This window comes from Thiopseudomonas alkaliphila, from assembly GCF_001267175.1.
Taxonomy (GTDB): Bacteria; Pseudomonadota; Gammaproteobacteria; order Pseudomonadales; family Pseudomonadaceae; genus Oblitimonas; species Oblitimonas alkaliphila.
The window spans coordinates 1,402,083-1,421,730 of the sequence record NZ_CP012358.1; the positions used below are offsets into that span (position 1 = coordinate 1,402,083).

The window sequence follows — 19,648 nt, forward strand, 5'->3', positions numbered from 1 at the left end:
GCTTGAGTCCCCCACTCAATACGGCAAGCGTACGCTGCAGTCGTCGATCCTTAATTACAACTTTACAGCCCAGCACCTAGTTCTCACTTGATGCGCCTAAGACTGTTTCAGCCATCTTAAAAAAGATTAGCTAAAACGCTTGCAATGATAATGATTCTCAATTACAGTAACAACCACTGACAGCTCGTCAGTGATAACCAACCAAGTTTTACGGTTATCTCCTCATCAGGCTAAACACGGTTTTGACCCGCACCTTGTGCGGGTCTTTTTTTATCCACTGTGCAATTGGTTAGCCTTGTTTTATCCACCGACAGGTTACTCAGTCAACCAAACTAAACTAGCAAAGCGTCCCGTTACCGCCTGTTGCCGATAAGAGAAAAAACGCTGCTGGGCATCAGTCATGGTACAAAACTCTCCGCCATACACTGCTGTCACTCCCACGCGCTGTAAGCGCAAACGCGCTAACGCATAAATATCTGCATACCAATGCCCCGCACGCGCGGCAGGCACAAAGGCTAATTTGGCTTCCGGTTGTATCGAGACAAAAGCCTCAAGCACCTCAGGCCCTACCTCAAATACTTCAGGCCCAATGGCAGGTCCTAGCCACGCCATTAACTCACTCGCAGGGACCTGCATCTGCTGCACCGTAGCCTCCAAGATGCCCTGCGCTAATCCACGCCAACCGGCATGGGCCGCTGCCACGGTACTGCCTTGCCGATCACAGAATAGTACAGGTAAGCAATCAGCTGTCATCACACAAGCAGCGAGATAAGGCGTAGTTGAGTAACTTGCATCGGCTGTTACTAAATCATTGCTGGCAGCGACTACGTCACAACTATGGACTTGATTCAGCCACGTGGCCTGGCAGCCCAGCAACTGATCGACCAGTAAGCGATTGCGCTGCACCTGAAGTGAATCATCGCCGACATGCTCAGCTAAATTTAACTGGGCATAAGGTCCTTGGCTGTACCCACCATTACGGGTGGTAACGCAAGCTCGTACCCGAGCGGGGGCCGGCCAATCAGGAACAATCCAGTCCAACACTAGATAAATGCCTCGCTATCTTGCCGCAACAAACTGAGTAACCATGCAAAGTCTTCTGGAATGGGCGCTTCCCACTTCATACGCTCCCCTGTGACTGGATGGGTCAGCTCTAAAAAGCGCGCATGCAAGGCTTGCCTTGGAAACGTTTTTAAGGCCTCAATTAAGGTCGGGTTAGCGCCTGGCGGAATGCGAAAACGTCCACCATAGGTCGGATCACCGATCAACGGAAAACCAATATGTGACATATGCACCCGAATTTGGTGAGTACGTCCAGTTTCTAAAATCACTCGCGTATGGGTATGTGAACGAAAACGCTCCAGAACGCGGAAATGACTGACTGCTGGCTTAGCGCCTTCAACCACTGCCATTTTCTGTCGCTGCTGGCTATGACGGCCAATCGGCGCATCAATGGTATCGCCCGATACGATCACGCCATAAACAATCGCCTCATAGATGCGTCCCACGCTACGTGCTTGCAGCTGCTCAACTAAGTGGGTTTGCGCCTCTAAGGTTTTTGCCACCACCATCACCCCAGTGGTGTCTTTATCTAAGCGATGCACAATACCGGCCCGCGGCACTTTAATCAGTTCAGGTACATGGTGCAGTAGCGCATTTAGCAAAGTACCGTCAGGATGACCCGCCGCCGGATGCACTACTAAATCAGCAGGTTTGTTCAACACTAAAATATGCTGATCTTCAAATAAAATATCCAACGGAATTGCTTGAGCAACCCACTCGCCCTGCGCTTCACGCTCTGCTTCTAGCTCCAACAACGCCGAACTATGTACCTTATCTTTGGGCTTGGCTGGTTTGCCATCAACGGTTAGTTGACCTTCTTTAATCCACTGGGTAATACGTGAACGTGAGTGGTCACTGAACAATTGGGCCGCTACAACATCCAAGCGTTGCCCGCCTAACTCAAAAGGAACTTCTGCACTCAGCTGGATGGAATCATTGCTATTTACTGGCATACTATTTATTCAATTGGCGCAGGCTTTGGTTTCAGCCTTGCGCTTGTGGTTAAATACAGCATCGATGCTTCTTTGCTGAAACGAAAGATGCTCACTATAACAGGACGACTTATTCTAAGTCAGCCAAACAGCCAACCGTCACTAGGACGTCAGCCATAATGCATGTAAAGACTTTACTCTTCATTGCTGCCTTTGCTCTGGTCAGTGCCTGCTCATCAAATAAAAAGCTTGATGAAAACCTCACTGAAACAGAACTTTATCAGCAAGCTCAGACTGATTTAGAAAAAGAAAACTTCAGTTCAGCCGCAAAAAAATTAAAAGCGTTAGAAACTCGATATCCTTTTGGCCGTTATGCCGAACAAGCACAACTGGACTTAATTTACGCTCAATATAAAAGCTCCGAGCCTGAAGCCGCACGGGCATCAGCGGATCGCTTTATGCGCCTTAATCCAGCCAACCCCAATGTTGATTATGCGCTTTATATCAAAGGCCTAACTTCATTTGAGCAAGACCGCGGAATTTTATCGCGTTTTCTGCCGCTAGATATGACTAAGCGCGACCCAGGCTCTGCGCGTGACTCGTACAATCAGTTTGCGCAGCTCACCAGCCGCTACCCAAACAGCCAGTACGCACCAGACGCCAAACAGCGGATGATTTATCTACGTAACTTGCTTGCAGCCCAAGAGGCCTATGTGGGCTATTACTATTTAAAGCGTGAAGCCTATGTTGCCTCACTAAACCGCGGCCAATATATTGTCGAAAACTTTCAGGGCACCCCTGCTGTTGCTGATGGTTTAGCCTTAATGACCGAGTCCTATCAGCATTTAACTCTCAATGACTTAGCTGCTAATAGCTTAGCCACTCTTAAGCTGAACTATCCCGATCACCCCAGCCTAGCCTCTGGCGAATTCAAGCCATTAGTAAAAGAGGAAGAAACCCGTAACTGGTTAAGTAAAGCAACCTTGGGCTTGATTGACTCCAAACACGATACCCGTCCAGTACAAACCCAAGCCAGCAAAGATATGCTCAATCAATATCAAGATGCGGTAGATGCTCTACCACCTGAGCTATATAGTGAGGACATGGAGCTGCAAAAACCCAAACGCAGCTGGTTAAACCGACTAACATTTGGACTATTCAAATAACCCTTTCACTCATCATAGAAACGAATAAAGGCACCCTAAGGTGCCTTTATTCGTAGTGACCACCACAGTTTAGTGCTGACAACCTGCCGTGTGGATATGACCATGCTGAATTTCATCAGCCGTCGCATCCCGCACATCCATTACTTTCACTTTAAAGTTTAAAACCTGTCCGGCTAATGGATGGTTACCGTCTACCGTTACTTCATCACCTTCAACATCACGTACAGTCACAATTTGCATGCCACCATCTGGAGCCGATGCATGGAACTGCATACCTACTTCTAAGGTATCTACGCCCTCAAACATGCTGCGACTTAATGTCGCAATTAATTCAGGCGAATATTCACCATACGCATCTTCAGGCTCAATACTGACCTCAAGTTCGTCACCTTTAGCTTTTCCTTCTAAAGCATTTTCTAAGCCCACAATAATGTTCTGCGCACCCTGTAAATACTCTAAAGGAGCCGATCCTACTGAGCTGTCAATCACTTCACCTTGTTCATTGGTTAAGGTGTACTCAATGGATACTGCTTTATTTTTTGCGATTTGCATTAGAAAGAACCTTCGCTGGGTAAATGTAAACGGCAGTTTACCTGCAGATGATTTTGAATGCGACTTTAGAATGACAAGACCTTTGCAGGGTTGACCAAGCAATTGTCGAACAGGAAGATTAGCCGAATATTTTACTTATAAATGTCGTTTTTCTGATCTCTTCTGCCTCCAGATCGGGTAGTAAGCCGCTTTAGATCAATACTTTAACAACGACTAAATACTAGCTTTCCTTTACCTCGTGTTTATCTCTTATTTTAAGGACATCCCATGTCAGGTCGAAATATCTTAGTTATTAACAGCGGAAGCTCTTCTGTTAAGTTCGCTCTAGTAAATGAAAATTCTGATGAGTTCCCCCTCCAAGGATTAGCAGAGCGCTTAGGTTCAGACGATGCTGTTTTAAACTGGACCTTTGAAGGCGAAAAACACGTAACCTCGCTACATGGCGCTACTCACAAAGAAGCCTTTGAGCGCTTATTGCCCATGGTACAAAAAGCCAGCCATGGTTCACTCCATGGTATTGGCCACCGTATTGTGCATGGTGGTGCGCACTTTACTAAAGCCACACAACTACGCCCTGACGTGATTGAAGTGATTGAAGCGGCGGCAGTACTAGCGCCCCTACATAACCCCGCCGGCCTAATTGGGGTGCAAGCGTCACTTGAGCTCTACCCTGATTTACCTCAATTTGCCGTATTTGATACTGCCTTCCATCAAACCATGCCAGATCACGCTTTCCGCTATGCTGTACCGGAAGTGCTCTATACTGACCATCATGTACGCCGTTATGGGTTCCATGGCACTAGCCATATGTATGTCAGCCGTAAAGCTGCTGAGATAACCAACTTACCGGTAGAAGATAGCTGCTGGCTCATCGCCCATTTGGGTAATGGCAGCTCAACCTGCGCTGTGGTTAATGGTGAAAGTCGTGACACCAGCATGGGTTTAACCCCGCTGGAAGGTTTGGTTATGGGTACGCGCAGTGGTGATGTCGATCCAAGCCTGGCTAACCACCTAAACCGCACCCTTGGTTGGGACTTAGCCAAAATTGAAACCGTCCTGACCAAAGAAAGTGGTTTACTGGGTTTATCTGGCTTATCCAATGATATGCGTACTCTGCTTGAGGCCAGCGCCCAAGGTAACGAAAAAGCCACTTTAGCCATTGAGGTGTTCTGCTACCGTTTAGCCAAGTCGCTAGCGAGCATGTCTTGTGCACTGCCGCGTTTAGATGGTTTAGTCTTTACTGGCGGAATTGGTGAAAATGCGGATATCGTCCGTAGCAAGACCATTGGTTATCTGCCATTCTTTAACATCACTTTAGATGAAGAAGCTAACCAACGGTGCGTACGTGGAGTTGCAGGACAAATTAGCGCAGCTAACTCAACCCGTGTACTCGTAGTTCCCACCAATGAAGAGCGTCAAATTGCAGTTGAAACACTCGCTCTACTTGATGCTTAAGCGCAGGATATTTGCATGCATTCATTTTTATTAGCGCCCACCGGTTTTGGTGTGGGCTTAACCTCAATTAGCCTTGGCCTAATTCATGCCTTAGTCAGTAGTGGACTGAATGTTGGTTTTTTTAAGCCCATAGCCCAGCCTCATCCTGGCGATGCCGGTCCCGAGCGGGCTAGCGAGCTAGTGCAGCGCACCTTAGGCTTATCCCAGCCCACTCCCTTATCAGTGCACTATGTGGAGAAAATGCTAGGTAATGGCCAGCTTGATGAACTCTTAGAAGAGATCATTAGCAATTACCAAGCCGTCGCTGAACAGCACGATATCGTCATTGTTGAAGGCATGACGCCAACTCAGCAAGCCAACTATGCTGAACGGATCAACGCGCACCTTGCAAAAACGCTAGATGCAGAAATCATTTTAGTCAGTGCGCCACAAAGCCAAGCCATTGATGAACTGGTAGATCGCATTGAAATGCAAGCCCAAGTTTTTGGCGGAGTAAAAAACGCTAAGGTACTTGGAGTCATTGTTAACAAAGTCACTGACCACGAGCCACAAGCTTTTTGCACGCAGCTCACCGAAGCAATGGCTGCGCTAAAAAAAGGCGACCTCAAACTCTTAGGCTGCATTCCTTACTCTGAAGAGCTCAATGCGCCCCGCACGCAAGATATTGCGCATCTGCTCAATGCCCAAGTGTTGAATGCCGGTGAAATCCAGCAGCGCCGCGTACAAAAAACCGTACTCTGTGCCCGCGCTCTACCTAATATGATTTCACTGCTGCAGCCTGGCACGCTCATTGTGACCCCAGGCGATCGCGATGACATTATTGTCGCTGCAAGTTTAGCGGCAATGAATGGCGTGCAATTAGCAGGCTTATTACTCTGCACCGACTTTACCCCTGATCCACGCATCATGGATCTTTGCCAAGGCGCATTGAAAACCGGTTTGCCGGTGATGACCGTCGCCACTGGCTCTTATGATACCGCCAATAATCTAACCCGAATCAATAAGGGCATTCCGGTTGATGACCAAGAGCGGGCTAAAGCAGTCACCGAGCACGCTGCCAGTTTCTTACAGGTTGATTGGTTGAAAGAACGCTGCGGTACCGCACGAGAACTACTACTGTCACCACCGGCTTTCCGTTATCAACTGGTGCAACGAGCTAAGGCTGCAAATAAACGCATTGTGCTCCCAGAAGGCAATGAGCCGCGCACTATTCAAGCGGCTGCTATTTGCCAGCAACGCGGCATTGCCCGCTGCGTACTCTTAGCTAAACCTGAAGAAGTTCAAGAAATCGCTAAAGCCCAAGGCATTGAACTGCCGGCTGACTTAGAAATTATTGATCCAGACAGCATTCGCCAGCGCTACATTGCGCCAATGGTTGAGCTACGTAAAGACAAAGGCCTCAATGAAACCTTAGCCGCCGCTCAACTCGAGGACACCGTAGTTCTGGCCACCATGATGCTGGCAGAAGATGAAGTCGACGGTTTGGTATCAGGCGCAGTTCATACCACCGCTAGCACTATTCGTCCTGCATTACAGTTAATTAAAACTGCACCTGGCTATAACTTAGTCTCATCGGTGTTCTTTATGCTGCTGCCTGATCAAGTACTAGTATATGGCGACTGCGCAGTTAACCCTGATCCCAATGCTGAGCAACTGGCAGAAATCGCGTTACAGAGTTCGGAGTCCGCTCAAGCCTTTGGGATCGACCCGCGAGTGGCTATGATCAGCTACTCAACAGGTGACTCAGGTACCGGTGCTGAGGTTGAAAAAGTACGCACTGCAACTCGCTTAGCCCGCGAATTACGCCCTGAGCTATCGATTGATGGCCCGCTTCAATACGATGCTGCAAGCATTGAAAGTGTCGGCCGACAAAAAGCACCAGAAAGTAAAGTCGCAGGTCGCGCTACTGTGTTTATTTTCCCCGATCTAAATACCGGTAATACGACCTATAAAGCGGTACAACGCAGTGCCAACGTGATTAGCGTTGGTCCCATGTTGCAAGGCTTGCGTAAGCCAGTCAATGACCTGTCACGCGGTGCATTGGTCGATGATATTGTGTTTACCATTGCCCTAACCGCTATTCAGGCAGCTAGCCAGTAAGCGGGTTAAACATCTGTATTAAATACAGGCTATAATCAGGCTTAACTCGTTTAACTCTGACGACTGAAAAGCACGACACCCGTCGTGCTTTTCATTTATTGAAAGGCCTTATTCGCTGATGTTACGATTTCTACCTGCATTTATCCGCGGCATCATTTCTTCGCTGATCCTAACCCTCAGCACTCTAATTCTCTGCTGGCCGCTCTTTATTGCAGCGCTACTGAAGTTTCTGCTGCCCTTTCCGACTACCCAACGGGCACTGCGCTTTGTCATGCACTGGATTGCTGAAACCTGGATTGGAATTAATAACTTTTGGATCGATTTAGCCCAAAAGATTGACTGGAACGTAGAAGGCGTTGACTTGTTGGATATGCAATCCTCACGTTTAGTAACCAGTAATCACCAAAGCTGGGTCGACATTTTAGCGTTGCAGTATCAATTTAACCGCCGCATTCCGCTGCTTAAGTTCTTCTTAAAGCAAGAACTAATTTGGGTACCGGTGATTGGCTTATGCTGGTGGGCACTCGAGTTTCCTTTTATGAAGCGCTATAGCAAAGCCTATTTAGCTAAACACCCTGAAAAACAAGGTCAAGACTTAGCCACCACACGCAAAGCGTGCGAGCGCTATAAGACCAATCCAGTGTCGGTGTTTAACTTTTTGGAAGGCACTCGCTTTACCCAAGCTAAGCATACTCAGCAACAGTCACCTTATCAGTACCTGCTTAAGCCCAAAGCCGGCGGCATTGCTTTTGTCTTAGATGCCATGGGCGAGCAGCTAAAAAGTTTAGTTAACGTAACTATTTACTACCCTGAAGGTAAGCCAACAATTTGGTGCCTACTCAGTGGTAAAATCAAACGTATTGTGATGCGCGTTGAAACCCTAGAAATTCCACCGCAGTTTATTGGCAAGAGCTACGATACTGACTTAGCTTATCGCCAAGAATTTCAGCAGTGGGTCAACCAATTATGGAGCGAGAAAGATCAACTGTTACAGCAGCTCCATCAAAGGTTTCCACGTACACCGCATAACTAGCCTGTTTGGCTAGTCTGCGTGCTACCTATAATAACCCGTTAATCACAGCATCAGCTGTGAGCTTTCGCCACAACCAAGGAGTGCTCCATGACCGTGATAAAGCAAGATGACCTTATTCAAAGCGTCGCCGACGCCCTGCAGTTTATTTCTTATTATCATCCCGTAGACTTTATTCAAGCGATGCATGAAGCCTACCTGCGCGAAGAATCCCCAGCAGCTAAAGATGCTATGGCGCAAATTCTCATCAACTCTCGGATGTGCGCCACCGGCCATCGCCCACTCTGCCAAGATACCGGAATTGTCACCGTATTTGTCCGTGTTGGTATGGATGTGCGCTGGGATGGTGCGACCATGAGCGTTGATGACATGATTAACGAAGGTGTTCGCCGCGCCTACAAACTGCCAGAAAACGTCTTACGCGCCTCAATCCTGGCTGACCCTGCTGGTGCCCGCAAAAATACTAAAGACAACACCCCTGCTGTTATTCACTATTCCTTAGTGCCAGGTAATACCGTAGAGATTGACGTGGCAGCTAAAGGTGGCGGCTCTGAAAACAAAGCCAAGATGGCGATGCTTAACCCTTCAGACTCAATTGTTGATTGGGTGCTCAAAACAGTTCCAGAAATGGGTGCGGGCTGGTGTCCACCAGGTATGCTCGGTATTGGTATTGGTGGTACGGCAGAAAAAGCAGCTGTGATGGCAAAAGAAGTATTAATGGAGTCCATTGATATTCACGAGCTGCAACAACGTGGCCCACAAAACCGCGCAGAAGAACTGCGCCTAGAACTCTTTGACAAGGTCAACCAACTAGGTATCGGCGCCCAAGGTTTAGGCGGTTTAACCACTGTTTTAGACGTCAAAATTAAAGACTACCCAACCCATGCCGCTTCTTTACCGGTGTGCATTATTCCAAACTGCGCCGCCACTCGTCATGCTCACTTAGTGCTCGATGGCTCAGGCCCAGTCAGCTTAGAAGCACCGCCATTAGATGCCTACCCAGAAATCGTTTGGGAAGCAGGTCCTTCAGCGCGCCGAGTGAATTTAGATGAAATCACACCAGAAGAAGTAAAAAGTTGGAAACCAGGCGAAACTGTACTGCTCAACGGTAAAATGCTCACCGGACGTGATGCTGCCCATAAGCGTATGGTCGATATGCTAAACCGAGGTGAAAGCTTACCGGTTGATCTAAAAAATCGCTTTATCTACTACGTTGGCCCAGTGGATCCGATTGCCGGTGAAGTAGTAGGCCCTGCAGGCCCGACCACCGCCACCCGAATGGATAAATTTACTCGCCAAGTCTTAGAAAGTACTGGCTTACTAGGCATGATCGGTAAGTCTGAGCGCGGTCCTATTGCAATTGATGCAATTAAAGATAACCAAGCAGTGTACTTAATGGCTGTTGGTGGAGCTGCCTACTTAGTTGCTCAAGCGATTAAGAAAGCCCGTGTTGTAGCTTTTGAAGAGCTCGGGATGGAAGCCATCTATGAGTTTGAGGTTAAAGATATGCCTGTCACCGTGGCAGTAGATACCCAAGGTGAGTCAGTGCACTTAACGGGCCCTAAACTTTGGCACGAGAAGATTGCAGAGAACCTTGCAGTCGAGATTAAGTAAGCTTAAGTCGGTACCTCAGCCGCTATTAATGATTAATAGCGGCTTTTTTATGTCTAGTACTTATCTCAGAGCTAGGTTAACAACACTGTACTCCTTTTTTAGCTAGAATAAGCTCTAACCTTTTTGTTGGATGTAACCCACATGGCTAAACCGTTGCTCAAACCGTCTGGAAACTTTCCGCTTGCAGGACTTGGCAAACGTCTGGCGGCAATGTTTTACGACTCATTATTAGTCATTGCCTTAGTGATGGTACTGACGCTAATTTATCAGCAAGTTGTGCTGCGTTTAATCTATGGCGCAGATAAGCTGCAGCAACTTTCAGAAAGCGGGCAGCTAGATATTGATCCGCTGCTCTCAACCTTACTATTATTCAGTGTATTCGCTTTTTTTGCCAAGTTTTGGACTCACACCGGACAAACCCTAGGCATGCAAGTTTGGGGAGTACGAGTGCAAAATAAAGATGGTTCAGCGATTAGCCTATGGCAAGCGTTACTGCGTTTTTTTGTGGCTATTCCTTCACTACTGCTAGGCGGCCTTGGCTATTTTTGGTTAGTATTCAGCGCAAAAAAAGCCACTTGGCATGACCTATATTCAGACTCAGTGGTGATCCAATTGCCAAAAAACGCACATAAAAAATAGCTCAACTCTTTACTATCCATGTTAGTAACGAACAGCGTTTATAGTTGACAGTTGAATCTACCTTCAAAGAGTCACCATGCGATCTACTGCTTGTGCTTGGTGTCTTGCGCATTAATCAGTCTATGCGCATCGTAGATGATGGTTTCTGCAGCAGACTTTTATCGCAGGGTTGATCAACAAGGCGTTCAGCACAATGATGCACAACCACCTGCCAACTACCCAGCAGAATGTGTAACTACTGACGCTACACCTAGCAAGTCCCAACAGAAGTCGCCATAGACGCAGCAGAGCTTATAAAACCTAGTTAACATCCTCACGGCCCGAAAGCATGAGACTCCTAAGGCGCTCAAGTGCAGGGTTGAGCCACTCCTGAGGCGCTTCAGCCGGTTCCTGCTGCTGGCGGCATACTGCACTGCTCACTTCACAGGCTAACCGGGCGCGCGCCCCCTTAACACAGTAATCGCGCCGACCACATCAGTGCGTTCCTCTAAACCACACTCCACACCCTCGAACCGAGCCTGTGTCTGTTGGCTAGCCGCAGACACTTCGCATCAAAGTGCTGGCGATACTGACTTATTCTCGAGTTAATAGCTGGTCTATAAGTCGAAGTTTCGCCAATAACGCAGCCACTTTCTCAAGCTCATGCTGATGCATGTATTCAGCCATCGGCTCAATGCTACAGCGAGTCGGCAAAGCACTCTCTGGACTATCCAACAACGCCTGTAAGCGCTCAACAAACACCCAACGTAACCATTGATTAAACGCCATAGTGTCAGCAGCAAAGGGCTGCTCGCTGGCTAAGGCTGCCAGCGATGGCCTGGGTAAAGTCCACCAGTCAAGGGCTTGCATTTCAATAACTAGTTCTTCAAAAGCGCTGGCTAACTGCGCACGAATTTCGGCACTCATAACGTCACTCGTGCTTTATCACGGGCTTGCTGGGCCCCTTGCTGATCATTTTGCATATCCCGAGCTTGGGCAATAATATCCCACAGACTTGCTGCTAAGGGGGTATTACTAGGCACCGCATTCAGCCCTTGTTGCGCCAACTGTTCTGCTTGCGCTGGATTACCCTGCTTCAAGCGGATATCGGCTAAGCGCATTAACACCTCAGGCTCTCGCGGTGAAATACGCAGTGCTCGCTCCAAGTTAGCTGCTGCACTATCTAAATTACCTTGGCTTTTAGCCTGATCAGCGCTTCCTAGTAACGCTACCACCGGCGCTTTTAACTGCGCACCTTGCTGCTTAACTTCTGAGTCAAAACGCTGCTGTACCTGTTGCTGGCGTTGCTGGTACTGCTGCTTGATCTCTTCACCACTAATCACAGGTGAAGTTTCTAGCTTCCCAGTATCTACCCCCTGAGGAATTGCCACTACGCCTGAATCAGTCTCTCTCGGCCAAGCATTTGACGGAGCGCTGACTGGCGCACGCGTGGGAGCTTGAGTCGCGTTACCTGCGGCCATCCGAGCATCACGGTCACGCAATACGCCTGCAGTTAACGGCCCACCTGCCTCTACTACCGGTACCTGACTGCGCTGATAAGGATTAGTGGTATTACAGCCCGCTAACAATAATGAGCTGCCTAATAGTAGCCAAGTTATATTTTTCAACGTTATATTCCCGTCAATTAAAAATGTCGTGCAGCCAACTATTGGTTGCTGGATTATCAATATTTTCTGTATTCCAGCACGGCACTGGCGCTGGATCGCTACCTAAAATATAAGGCATTTTCACCGCATTTGGACAACCCTGCTCTGTTCCCTCACCGGTTTTAGAGTTTACCCAAGCATAGGTAATATTGCTGGGTGCCACAGGGTTTAACGACACCAGGTTTGCTTTAGCCATAAAACTACTCCACAGTTGTAAGGCACCGCTAGCCCCGGTGAACGCCGTTTTGCCATTATCGTCTTGCCCCATCCACACCACCGCTAACAGATTCTGACTAAAACCGGCAAACCAACTATCACGTAAATCATTACTGGTTCCTGTTTTTCCAGCTAAATTAATGGCATTACTTACCTGCTGATAGGCACTGCGTCCAGTACCTTCGCGCATCGCTTTTTGCATTGCCTGTTGGGTTAAAAATACCGCACCCGGATCAAAACGTTGCTCAGTGGTAAATTGGTAACGATTCAGTGGCTGATTATCCGCCGTTAACACATCACGAATCGCTCGCAGAGGCGTATTAAACCCACCATTGGCTAAGGTTTGGTACATACTGGTGACTTGAAAAGGAGTCAAGTCTCCTGCCCCCAACATCATCGAAGGATATGCTGGCCACTGATGAGCAGCGCCCAGTTTACGTACTGTATCCAGCACCTCGCCAATGCCCACTGCCATGCCTAATCGAGCAGTGGAAAGGTTGTAAGATTTAGCCAACGCCTGATATAAAAACACCTCACCATGTTCACGGCGGTCATAGTTTTTGGGACTCCAACGTGAGCCATCTTTACCTTGCACCACCAAGTTGGTGTCTTGCAGTAACGTGGTCAAAGTAAACTGCTCTGATCGTTGCAATGCGGTTAAATAAATCGCGGGCTTAACCAGTGAGCCAATCGGCCGCGAAGCATCTAGCGCGCGGTTATAACCGGAATAGCGCGGCGCTTTACTACCCAACAATGCTTGTACTTCACCGGTTTCAGGGTTAGTTACCAGCATTGCTGCTTCTAACTTATCCAGCCCGGAGCGCCCGGCTAAACGTTTATAGGTATCACTAATTGCTTGCTCGGCTTTACGCTGCAAAATCGGGTCAAAACTGGTAAAGACCCGCAGGCCTTCGTTAGTTAGGTCCTCATCTCGGTAATCTTCCCGCAGCTGGCGTTTCACTAAATCCATAAAGCCTGGATAGGTCGTATCCGCTAAGCTTCCGCGCTGCGTTACGCCTAAGCCTTTGGCCTTAGCCGTGGCTGCTTCTTCTGCGGTTAAGGTACCTTGCTGCGCCAGCAAATCTAATACTAGGTTACGTCGAGTCGTAGCAGCTTCTGGATTACGCCGCGGATTCAGCCCCGATGGACCCTGCACCATGCCTACCAATAAAGCCACCTGCTGTACCTCTAGCTCAGCAAAGGGCTGACCAAAATAATACTGACTAGCCAATCCAAATCCATGGATCGCTCGCGAACCATCTTGCCCGAGAAATACTTCGTTCAAATAAGCTTCTAAAATTTCTTCTTTGCCGTAATGCAGCTCAAGTAAAATCGACATTAAGGCTTCATTGGCTTTACGCGACAAGGTTCTTTCATTGGTTAAAAAGAAGTTTTTCACCAACTGCTGAGTCAAGGTACTCCCGCCTTGGCGCATTTTTTTGCCTTGCGCATTAACCCATACTGCACGGGCAATACCCCGCGGTGAAACGCCGTGATGACTAAAGAAGTTACGGTCTTCTACCGCCAATAAAGACTCAACTAAGTACGCCGGAGCATCTTTTAGCTGAATTAGAATTCGATCTTCTTGATGGGCCGGGTAAATGCCACCAATGGTCAACGGCTCTAAGCGCAAAATCGGTAACGCTTGCCCTGCCGCTTGGATTTCGGCCACTTGTTGCTGACTAAAGCGCACCCGAACCTGTTGTGCCGGTTCTGTGCCATCATAAAACTTAAAGCCACGGCTATAGAGCTCAACACTATTACCATTAACCTGCATATCACCAGGACGCTTAACCGCTTGCCCTTTACGATAACCAAGCGCCGTCAATTCGATTAAAAAGTCTTCTTGCTTTAGCGGCAGACCTGCATAAAGTTCTAAGGGGCGCGCGTACACCTTGGCTGGAACAGTCCAACGCTTACCAGAAAATTTGCTCTGAACTATCGCATCCAAGTACACCATATAGCCAATTAAAATGACGCCAGCGGCTAAGGCTAGCTTCCAACTCACTCCCCAAATCTTGCGCAAAAAAGATTTCTGTGGCTGCGATTTTCGGTGTTTACCACGGGAGGTGGTTTTTCTTTGCGTCATAACTTCTCTCAACTACTCGCTTTAGGCCGAGGTAAAATAGCACAGCAATCAGTTTGCAAGGCGCTCAATTGCAGCCATAATGCTATTAATTTTCAGTGACTCCAAGGATTTTCCGTGACTCAAGCTCTTATCAATGCATTGCAGAATCCCGATCTATATCCGCACCCAGTAGATGAATTTCAAGTAATTGAAACCCATATCTCCTGGGTGATTTTGACCGGCTCCTATGCATATAAAGTCAAAAAGGCGGTCGATTTCGGGTTCTTAGATTTTACTCAAGTTGCCGCCCGTAAACACTTCTGTGAAGAGGAGCTGCGCCTTAACCAACGCCTTATCGAAGACCTCTATCTAGAAGTCTTGCCAATTACCGGTAGCCTTGAAGCCCCGGTCATTAATGGCGAAGGACCAGCGATTGAGTACATGCTAAAAATGCGCCAGTTCCCACAAACCCAGTTATTGGGTGATATGCAAAAACGTGGCGAACTCACCGAAGCCCATATGGATGCCTTAGCTAAACAAATCGCTGACTTTCACCTCAGTGCGCCTCAAGTACCAGCTTCACACGCACTGGGTGATCCCCATGCGATTATGGCACCGATCCGCCAAAATTTTGAGCAGATCCGCCCGCTGCTAAGCGACAAAAAAGACTTACAGCAATTAGATGCCTTAGAAGCTTGGGCCGAAACCTCCTTCGAGCGTTTACTTCCCCTGTTAGAGCAGCGCCGTCACAATGGTTCAATCCGTGAGTGCCACGGCGACATCCATTTAGGTAACGTTACCCTATTTGAAGGCAAGGTCGCGCTGTTTGACTGCATTGAATTTAACGAGCCATTTCGCTTAATTGACGTTGCCTCAGATGCCGCCTTTTTAGCCATGGACCTTGAAGACCGTGGTTTAAAAGCCTTATCACGACGTTTTATTAACGCTTGGATTGAGCATACCGCTGATCACCAAGCGATGCCTTTGATTAACTTCTACAAAGCCTATCGCGCCATGGTACGCGGTAAGGTTAATTTATTTCGCTTAGCTCAAGAGCAAGACGCGGTACAACGGGCAGCGATTATTCAGCTGTATCGTAACTACGCAGCGCTCGCAGAAAGCTACAGCGCAATTCCCTCACGCTTACTGGCCATTACTCATGGTATTTCTGCCGTTGGCAAAAGCCATGTCGCCATGCGCTTAGTGGAAGCCTTAGGTGCCCTACGCTTTCGCTCAGACATTGAGCGTAAACGATTATTTGGTGAGCAACCTTCTGATCAACAAGAGGTGATGGGTGGCGGTATCTATAATCCTAATGCCAGTGCTGAAACCTATGCGCGCTTACACGAGTTAGCCACCCAAGCGTTACAAGCTGGCTATCCGGCGGTCATTGATGCAACCTATTTAAAACATGAGCAGCGTCAAGCGGCGGCACTGATTGCTGAAGAGTTAGGCGTGCCCTTTATTATTCTGGACTGCCAAGCACCGGATACCGTCATTGCCAAGTGGCTCGAGCAACGGCAAAACGAAGGCTTGGATCCTTCCGATGCCACTGCAGAAGTTATTCAACAACAGCAGCAAAACCGTGAACCACTCACCGCTGAAGAGCTCAACTCACGTTATCCAGTTGAAACCAATGAGCCAGCCTCTTTGGATAACTTAATTAAGCATATTCGCGCGCAGTTTCCAGGATTTTAAGCCTACTATTTAGTTTACTTCGCGCCAGCTTGCTGTTGCGCGAAGTAAACTTATCAGTTAAACCTTAACTCAGCCATAAACTCCGCACTTTTTCTCGATTCAGTGCCAACCACTGTAAAGTAATAATACTGGCCGCGTTATCAATCCGCCCATCATTGACCGCAGCTAACGCTGCATCTAACGCCCACACATGGACGCGAATATCCTCACCTTCTTCCGCTAAGCCAAAGACGCCACCTGCCCCTTCGCTATCACAGCGCCCAACAAACAACTGTACCCGCTCATCAGAACCACCGGGCGATGGGTAATAACTGGTAACTGGCCATAATTCATGCAGAGTGAGTCCCGCTTCTTCTACCGCTTCACGTCGAGCAACCTGTTGCGCTGTTTCATCGGTATCAATAATTCCCGCCACCACCTCGAGCAACCAGGGATGACGGCTTTTATCTAACGCACCGATACGAAACTGCTCGACCAAAATCACCGTATCACGCTGCGGATCATAGGGCAGTACACAGACCGCATCCGGACGAACAAATAACTCACGGGTGATTTCAGGGCCCATTTCTCCAGAAAACTGGCGGTGCTGAAGCTTGAGGCGATCGAGCTGATAAAACCCTTTGAAACATACTTCTCGCTGATTGACCGTTACATCTTGGCTAACGGCTGTTGGCTCATCTTTCATTGTGCTATTTAGCTCCCTGAGGTTCACTTACCGGTGACTTGACGTAAAATGCCATGATGCCTGCAATGGCCCTTACTTTTCTAGCCTCATCTGTATTGGTTTTATCGAAGGAGTTTAACTGCCATGCTACGTGCTGGTTTTTTAGTGTTTATCAGTTTATTGCTCAGTGCTTGCCAAACCTTTAATTCCGCTAGCGGTAAAGTAGTCAAACCTGAGCGGATTCAATGGGAGCAGACCAATCATCAATGCCGTGGAGAGCAATGCAGCTTGGTCAATATGGATACCTTGGTTTTCCCCAAGCAACCACACTTGAATCAATTAATTACCCGCAATCTGCTAAAAATGGCCAATGATGAAGGAGCCAACTTAGCCAATCGTACCCTCGAGCAATACAGTCAGCGCTTTTTAGCTACGGCTGAGCCGGGCTGGCAGGCTTGGTTACAAGCGAGAGTACTAGATCAGCATAATTCGATCGCCAGTATCGAGTTTTCTAGCTATATCTATACCGGTGGCGCCCATGGTATGCCAGGCCGAGCCACCTTAATTTATGACTGGAATAAACAGCAAGTGATTACCTTGCAAGATATGCTGCGCCCAGGACAAGAAGCCGCTTTTTGGGAGTTAGCTGAGCGAGCGCATTTACGCTGGCTAGACTCAAAAAATCTGCAGCAAGAGGATCCTAATTTTCTACAGCAGTGGCCGTTTCAGAAAACCGATAATATTGCGCTGACCAAATATAAGGTACAGCTGATTTACCCAGTCTATGCACTTGCGCCTTATTCCAGCGGACATCCGGTACTGGATATTCCAAAAACAGCGTTGCTCAAGATTTTTAAACCCGAATATCTACGCTAATTTTCTCAACTCAAACAACAAAGGAGCCATCAGGCTCCTTTGTTAATGACGCAGCTTAACTTAAGCTTTTGAACGCTCGTGACGCTTACGATCGTTTTCCGTTAAGTGTTTCTTACGTAAACGAATCGACACCGGCGTAACTTCCACCAGCTCATCGTCATCAATGAACTCTAGCGCTTGCTCAAGGGTAAAGCGAATCGGTGGTACTAACGCGATGGTTTCATCTTTACCAGAGGCGCGCATGTTATCCAGTTTTTTACCCTTAGTTGGGTTAATCACTAGATCGCTATCGCGGCTATGGATACCGGCCAACTGGCCTTCATAGATTTCATCACCTGGCGATAAGAATAGCTTACCGCGGCTTTGCAAGGTTTCCAGCGAATAGCTCAACGCTTTACCGGTTGCCATAGACACCAGCACACCGTTTTGACGCGCAGTCACTTCAGAGGAACGAATCGCGCCGTAGTGGCTGAAGGTACTGGTTAAAATACCGGTACCTGAAGTAAGGGTCATAAACTGGTTACGGAAACCAATTAAACCACGTGCAGGAATAACGTAATCTAAACGTACACGGCCTTTACCGTCTGGCACCATGTCTTTCAGATCACCTTTACGCAGTCCCATTTGCTCCATAATGGTGCCCTGGTGCTGCTCTTCGATATCAATGATCACGTTTTCGTAAGGCTCTTGCTTTTCGCCATCTACTTCTTTGATCACCACTTCAGGGCGAGAAATAGCCAACTCAAAGCCTTCACGGCGCATGGTTTCAATTAAGACCGATAAGTGCAGCTCACCACGGCCTGACACTTTAAATTTATCAGGATCTGAACCTTGTTCTACACGTAACGCTACGTTATGCAGCAACTCTTTTTCTAGACGCTCTTTAATGTTGCGGCTAGTAACAAACTTACCTTCTTTACCGGCAAATGGAGAGTCGTTGACCTGGAACGTCATGCTCACCGTTGGCTCATCTACGGTCAGTGCTGGCAATGCTTCAACGTGTTGCTGATCACACAGGGTGTCAGAAATAAACAGTGGCTCAAAACCGCTGATACACACGATATCACCAGCGTGTGCTTCTTCTACTTCAACCCGCTGTAAACCATGGTGACCCATGATTTTTAAAATACGACCATTACGACGCTTACCATTGGCATCAATCGAGGTCACTGGGCTATTAGCGTGAATGCTACCGCGGTTAATACGGCCTACACCGATAACACCTAAGAAGTTGCTGTAGTCCAAGGCAGAGATTTGCATCTGAAATGGGCCATCAACGTCAACCTTGGGCGGCTCTACGTACTTAACAATGGCTTCAAATAACGGATCTAAGTTATCGGCCATTTCTTCTGGATCAAGTCCTGCAATACCATTTAACGCACTGGCGTACACAATGGGGAAATCCAACTGCTCGTCGGTCGCACCTAGGTTATCAAACAGGTCAAAAATTTGATCAACTACCCAGTCTGGACGCGCGCCCGGACGGTCGATTTTGTTAACAACTACGATTGGGTTCAAGCCAGCTTGGAAGGCTTTTTGCGTCACAAAACGGGTTTGTGGCATTGGGCCATCAATAGAGTCAACCACCAGTAGCACACAGTCAACCATGCTCATTACCCGCTCAACTTCACCACCGAAGTCAGCGTGGCCTGGGGTATCGACGATATTAATCCGGTAATCATTCCAGTTAATCGCAGTGTTTTTCGCCAAAATGGTAATGCCACGCTCTTTTTCTTGATCGTTAGAGTCCATGACTCGGTCAGAGTCTAGTTCTTTACGATCCAAGGTGCCGGAGGCACGTAATAGGGCATCAACCAAGGTCGTTTTACCATGGTCAACGTGGGCAATAATGGCAATGTTGCGTAATTTATCAATCACAAGTTTTATCTCTAATAGAAAAGCAAAAAATTGGTTAACACTCGTTAAACAC

The 19,648-nt window shown here is 47.9% G+C and carries 16 protein-coding genes; 8 read left to right on the forward strand and 8 right to left on the reverse strand.

Going from position 1 to position 19,648, the window contains the following annotated elements; genetic code table 11:
- Positions 1-315 precede the first annotated feature (315 nt).
- A complete protein-coding gene (gene pgeF, locus AKN87_RS06795) occupies positions 316-1,041 on the reverse strand; it encodes a peptidoglycan editing factor PgeF (RefSeq protein WP_053103643.1) in 726 nt (241 codons plus the stop codon).
- Positions 1,042-1,043: 2 nt separating this feature from the next.
- On the reverse strand, positions 1,044-2,015 hold the full coding sequence (rluD, locus tag AKN87_RS06800) for a 23S rRNA pseudouridine(1911/1915/1917) synthase RluD (RefSeq protein ID WP_053102901.1): 972 nt from the start codon (positions 2,013-2,015) through the stop codon (positions 1,044-1,046).
- Between the two features lie 158 nt (positions 2,016-2,173).
- Between rluD and AKN87_RS06805 the strand changes: the two genes are divergently transcribed.
- The gene (locus tag AKN87_RS06805; protein WP_053100508.1) at positions 2,174-3,160 is read left to right on the forward strand and encodes an outer membrane protein assembly factor BamD; all 987 of its coding nucleotides are present in this window, start codon (positions 2,174-2,176) and stop codon (positions 3,158-3,160) included.
- A gap of 69 nt (positions 3,161-3,229) precedes the next feature.
- Here AKN87_RS06805 and AKN87_RS06810 read toward each other — a convergent pair whose 3' ends face one another.
- Positions 3,230-3,712: an FKBP-type peptidyl-prolyl cis-trans isomerase gene (locus tag AKN87_RS06810; protein ID WP_053100509.1), complete on the reverse strand. Its 483-nt coding sequence runs from the start codon at positions 3,710-3,712 to the stop codon at positions 3,230-3,232.
- A 267-nt stretch (positions 3,713-3,979) separates the two neighbouring features.
- On the opposite strand from AKN87_RS06810, the gene AKN87_RS06815 reads away from it, so the two are divergent.
- The 5 genes from AKN87_RS06815 (at position 3,980) to AKN87_RS06835 (ending at position 10,550) form a co-directional block, all read left to right on the forward strand.
- On the forward strand, positions 3,980-5,167 hold the full coding sequence (locus tag AKN87_RS06815; protein WP_053100510.1) for an acetate kinase: 1,188 nt from the start codon (positions 3,980-3,982) through the stop codon (positions 5,165-5,167).
- A 15-nt stretch (positions 5,168-5,182) separates the two neighbouring features.
- Positions 5,183-7,267 (forward strand): phosphate acetyltransferase, encoded by a 2,085-nt coding sequence (gene pta / locus AKN87_RS06820; RefSeq protein ID WP_053102902.1) that lies wholly within the window; start codon positions 5,183-5,185, stop codon positions 7,265-7,267.
- Positions 7,268-7,385: 118 nt separating this feature from the next.
- Positions 7,386-8,300, forward strand: a complete 915-nt coding sequence (locus AKN87_RS06825) for an acyltransferase (RefSeq protein WP_053102903.1) — start codon at positions 7,386-7,388, stop codon at positions 8,298-8,300.
- 87 nt (positions 8,301-8,387) lie between these two features.
- On the forward strand, positions 8,388-9,911 hold the full coding sequence (locus tag AKN87_RS06830) for a fumarate hydratase (RefSeq protein ID WP_053100513.1): 1,524 nt from the start codon (positions 8,388-8,390) through the stop codon (positions 9,909-9,911).
- Positions 9,912-10,052: 141 nt separating this feature from the next.
- Positions 10,053-10,550 (forward strand): RDD family protein, encoded by a 498-nt coding sequence (locus AKN87_RS06835; RefSeq protein WP_053100514.1) that lies wholly within the window; start codon positions 10,053-10,055, stop codon positions 10,548-10,550.
- Between the two features lie 573 nt (positions 10,551-11,123).
- Here the strand turns inward: AKN87_RS06835 and AKN87_RS06840 are convergent.
- Genes AKN87_RS06840 through mrcB form a run of 3 tightly spaced genes read right to left on the reverse strand, consistent with a single transcriptional unit; the run spans position 11,124 to position 14,501 of the window.
- The gene (locus AKN87_RS06840) at positions 11,124-11,456 is read right to left on the reverse strand and encodes a YqcC family protein (RefSeq protein WP_053102904.1); all 333 of its coding nucleotides are present in this window, start codon (positions 11,454-11,456) and stop codon (positions 11,124-11,126) included.
- Positions 11,453-12,157: a tetratricopeptide repeat protein gene (locus AKN87_RS06845; protein ID WP_053102905.1), complete on the reverse strand. Its 705-nt coding sequence runs from the start codon at positions 12,155-12,157 to the stop codon at positions 11,453-11,455. Before AKN87_RS06845 ends, AKN87_RS06840 begins: the two co-directional genes overlap by 4 nt.
- 13 nt (positions 12,158-12,170) lie before the next feature.
- Complete coding sequence (gene mrcB / locus AKN87_RS06850; protein WP_064496082.1) at positions 12,171-14,501, reverse strand: penicillin-binding protein 1B; 2,331 nt, start codon at positions 14,499-14,501, stop codon at positions 12,171-12,173.
- Positions 14,502-14,615: 114 nt separating this feature from the next.
- On the opposite strand from mrcB, the gene AKN87_RS06855 reads away from it, so the two are divergent.
- Positions 14,616-16,178 (forward strand): bifunctional aminoglycoside phosphotransferase/ATP-binding protein, encoded by a 1,563-nt coding sequence (locus AKN87_RS06855; RefSeq protein ID WP_053102906.1) that lies wholly within the window; start codon positions 14,616-14,618, stop codon positions 16,176-16,178.
- A 64-nt stretch (positions 16,179-16,242) separates the two neighbouring features.
- On the opposite strand, the gene AKN87_RS06860 is transcribed toward AKN87_RS06855, so the two are convergent.
- Entirely contained in the window at positions 16,243-16,863 is a 621-nt protein-coding gene (locus AKN87_RS06860; protein WP_053100518.1) for an NUDIX domain-containing protein, read from the reverse strand.
- A 123-nt stretch (positions 16,864-16,986) separates the two neighbouring features.
- On the opposite strand from AKN87_RS06860, the gene AKN87_RS06865 reads away from it, so the two are divergent.
- Positions 16,987-17,718: a DUF3298 and DUF4163 domain-containing protein gene (locus AKN87_RS06865; protein WP_053102907.1), complete on the forward strand. Its 732-nt coding sequence runs from the start codon at positions 16,987-16,989 to the stop codon at positions 17,716-17,718.
- 60 nt (positions 17,719-17,778) lie between these two features.
- Here the strand turns inward: AKN87_RS06865 and typA are convergent, their stop codons facing one another.
- Entirely contained in the window at positions 17,779-19,596 is a 1,818-nt protein-coding gene (gene typA / locus AKN87_RS06870) for a translational GTPase TypA (protein WP_053100520.1), read from the reverse strand.
- Positions 19,597-19,648 lie beyond the last annotated feature (52 nt).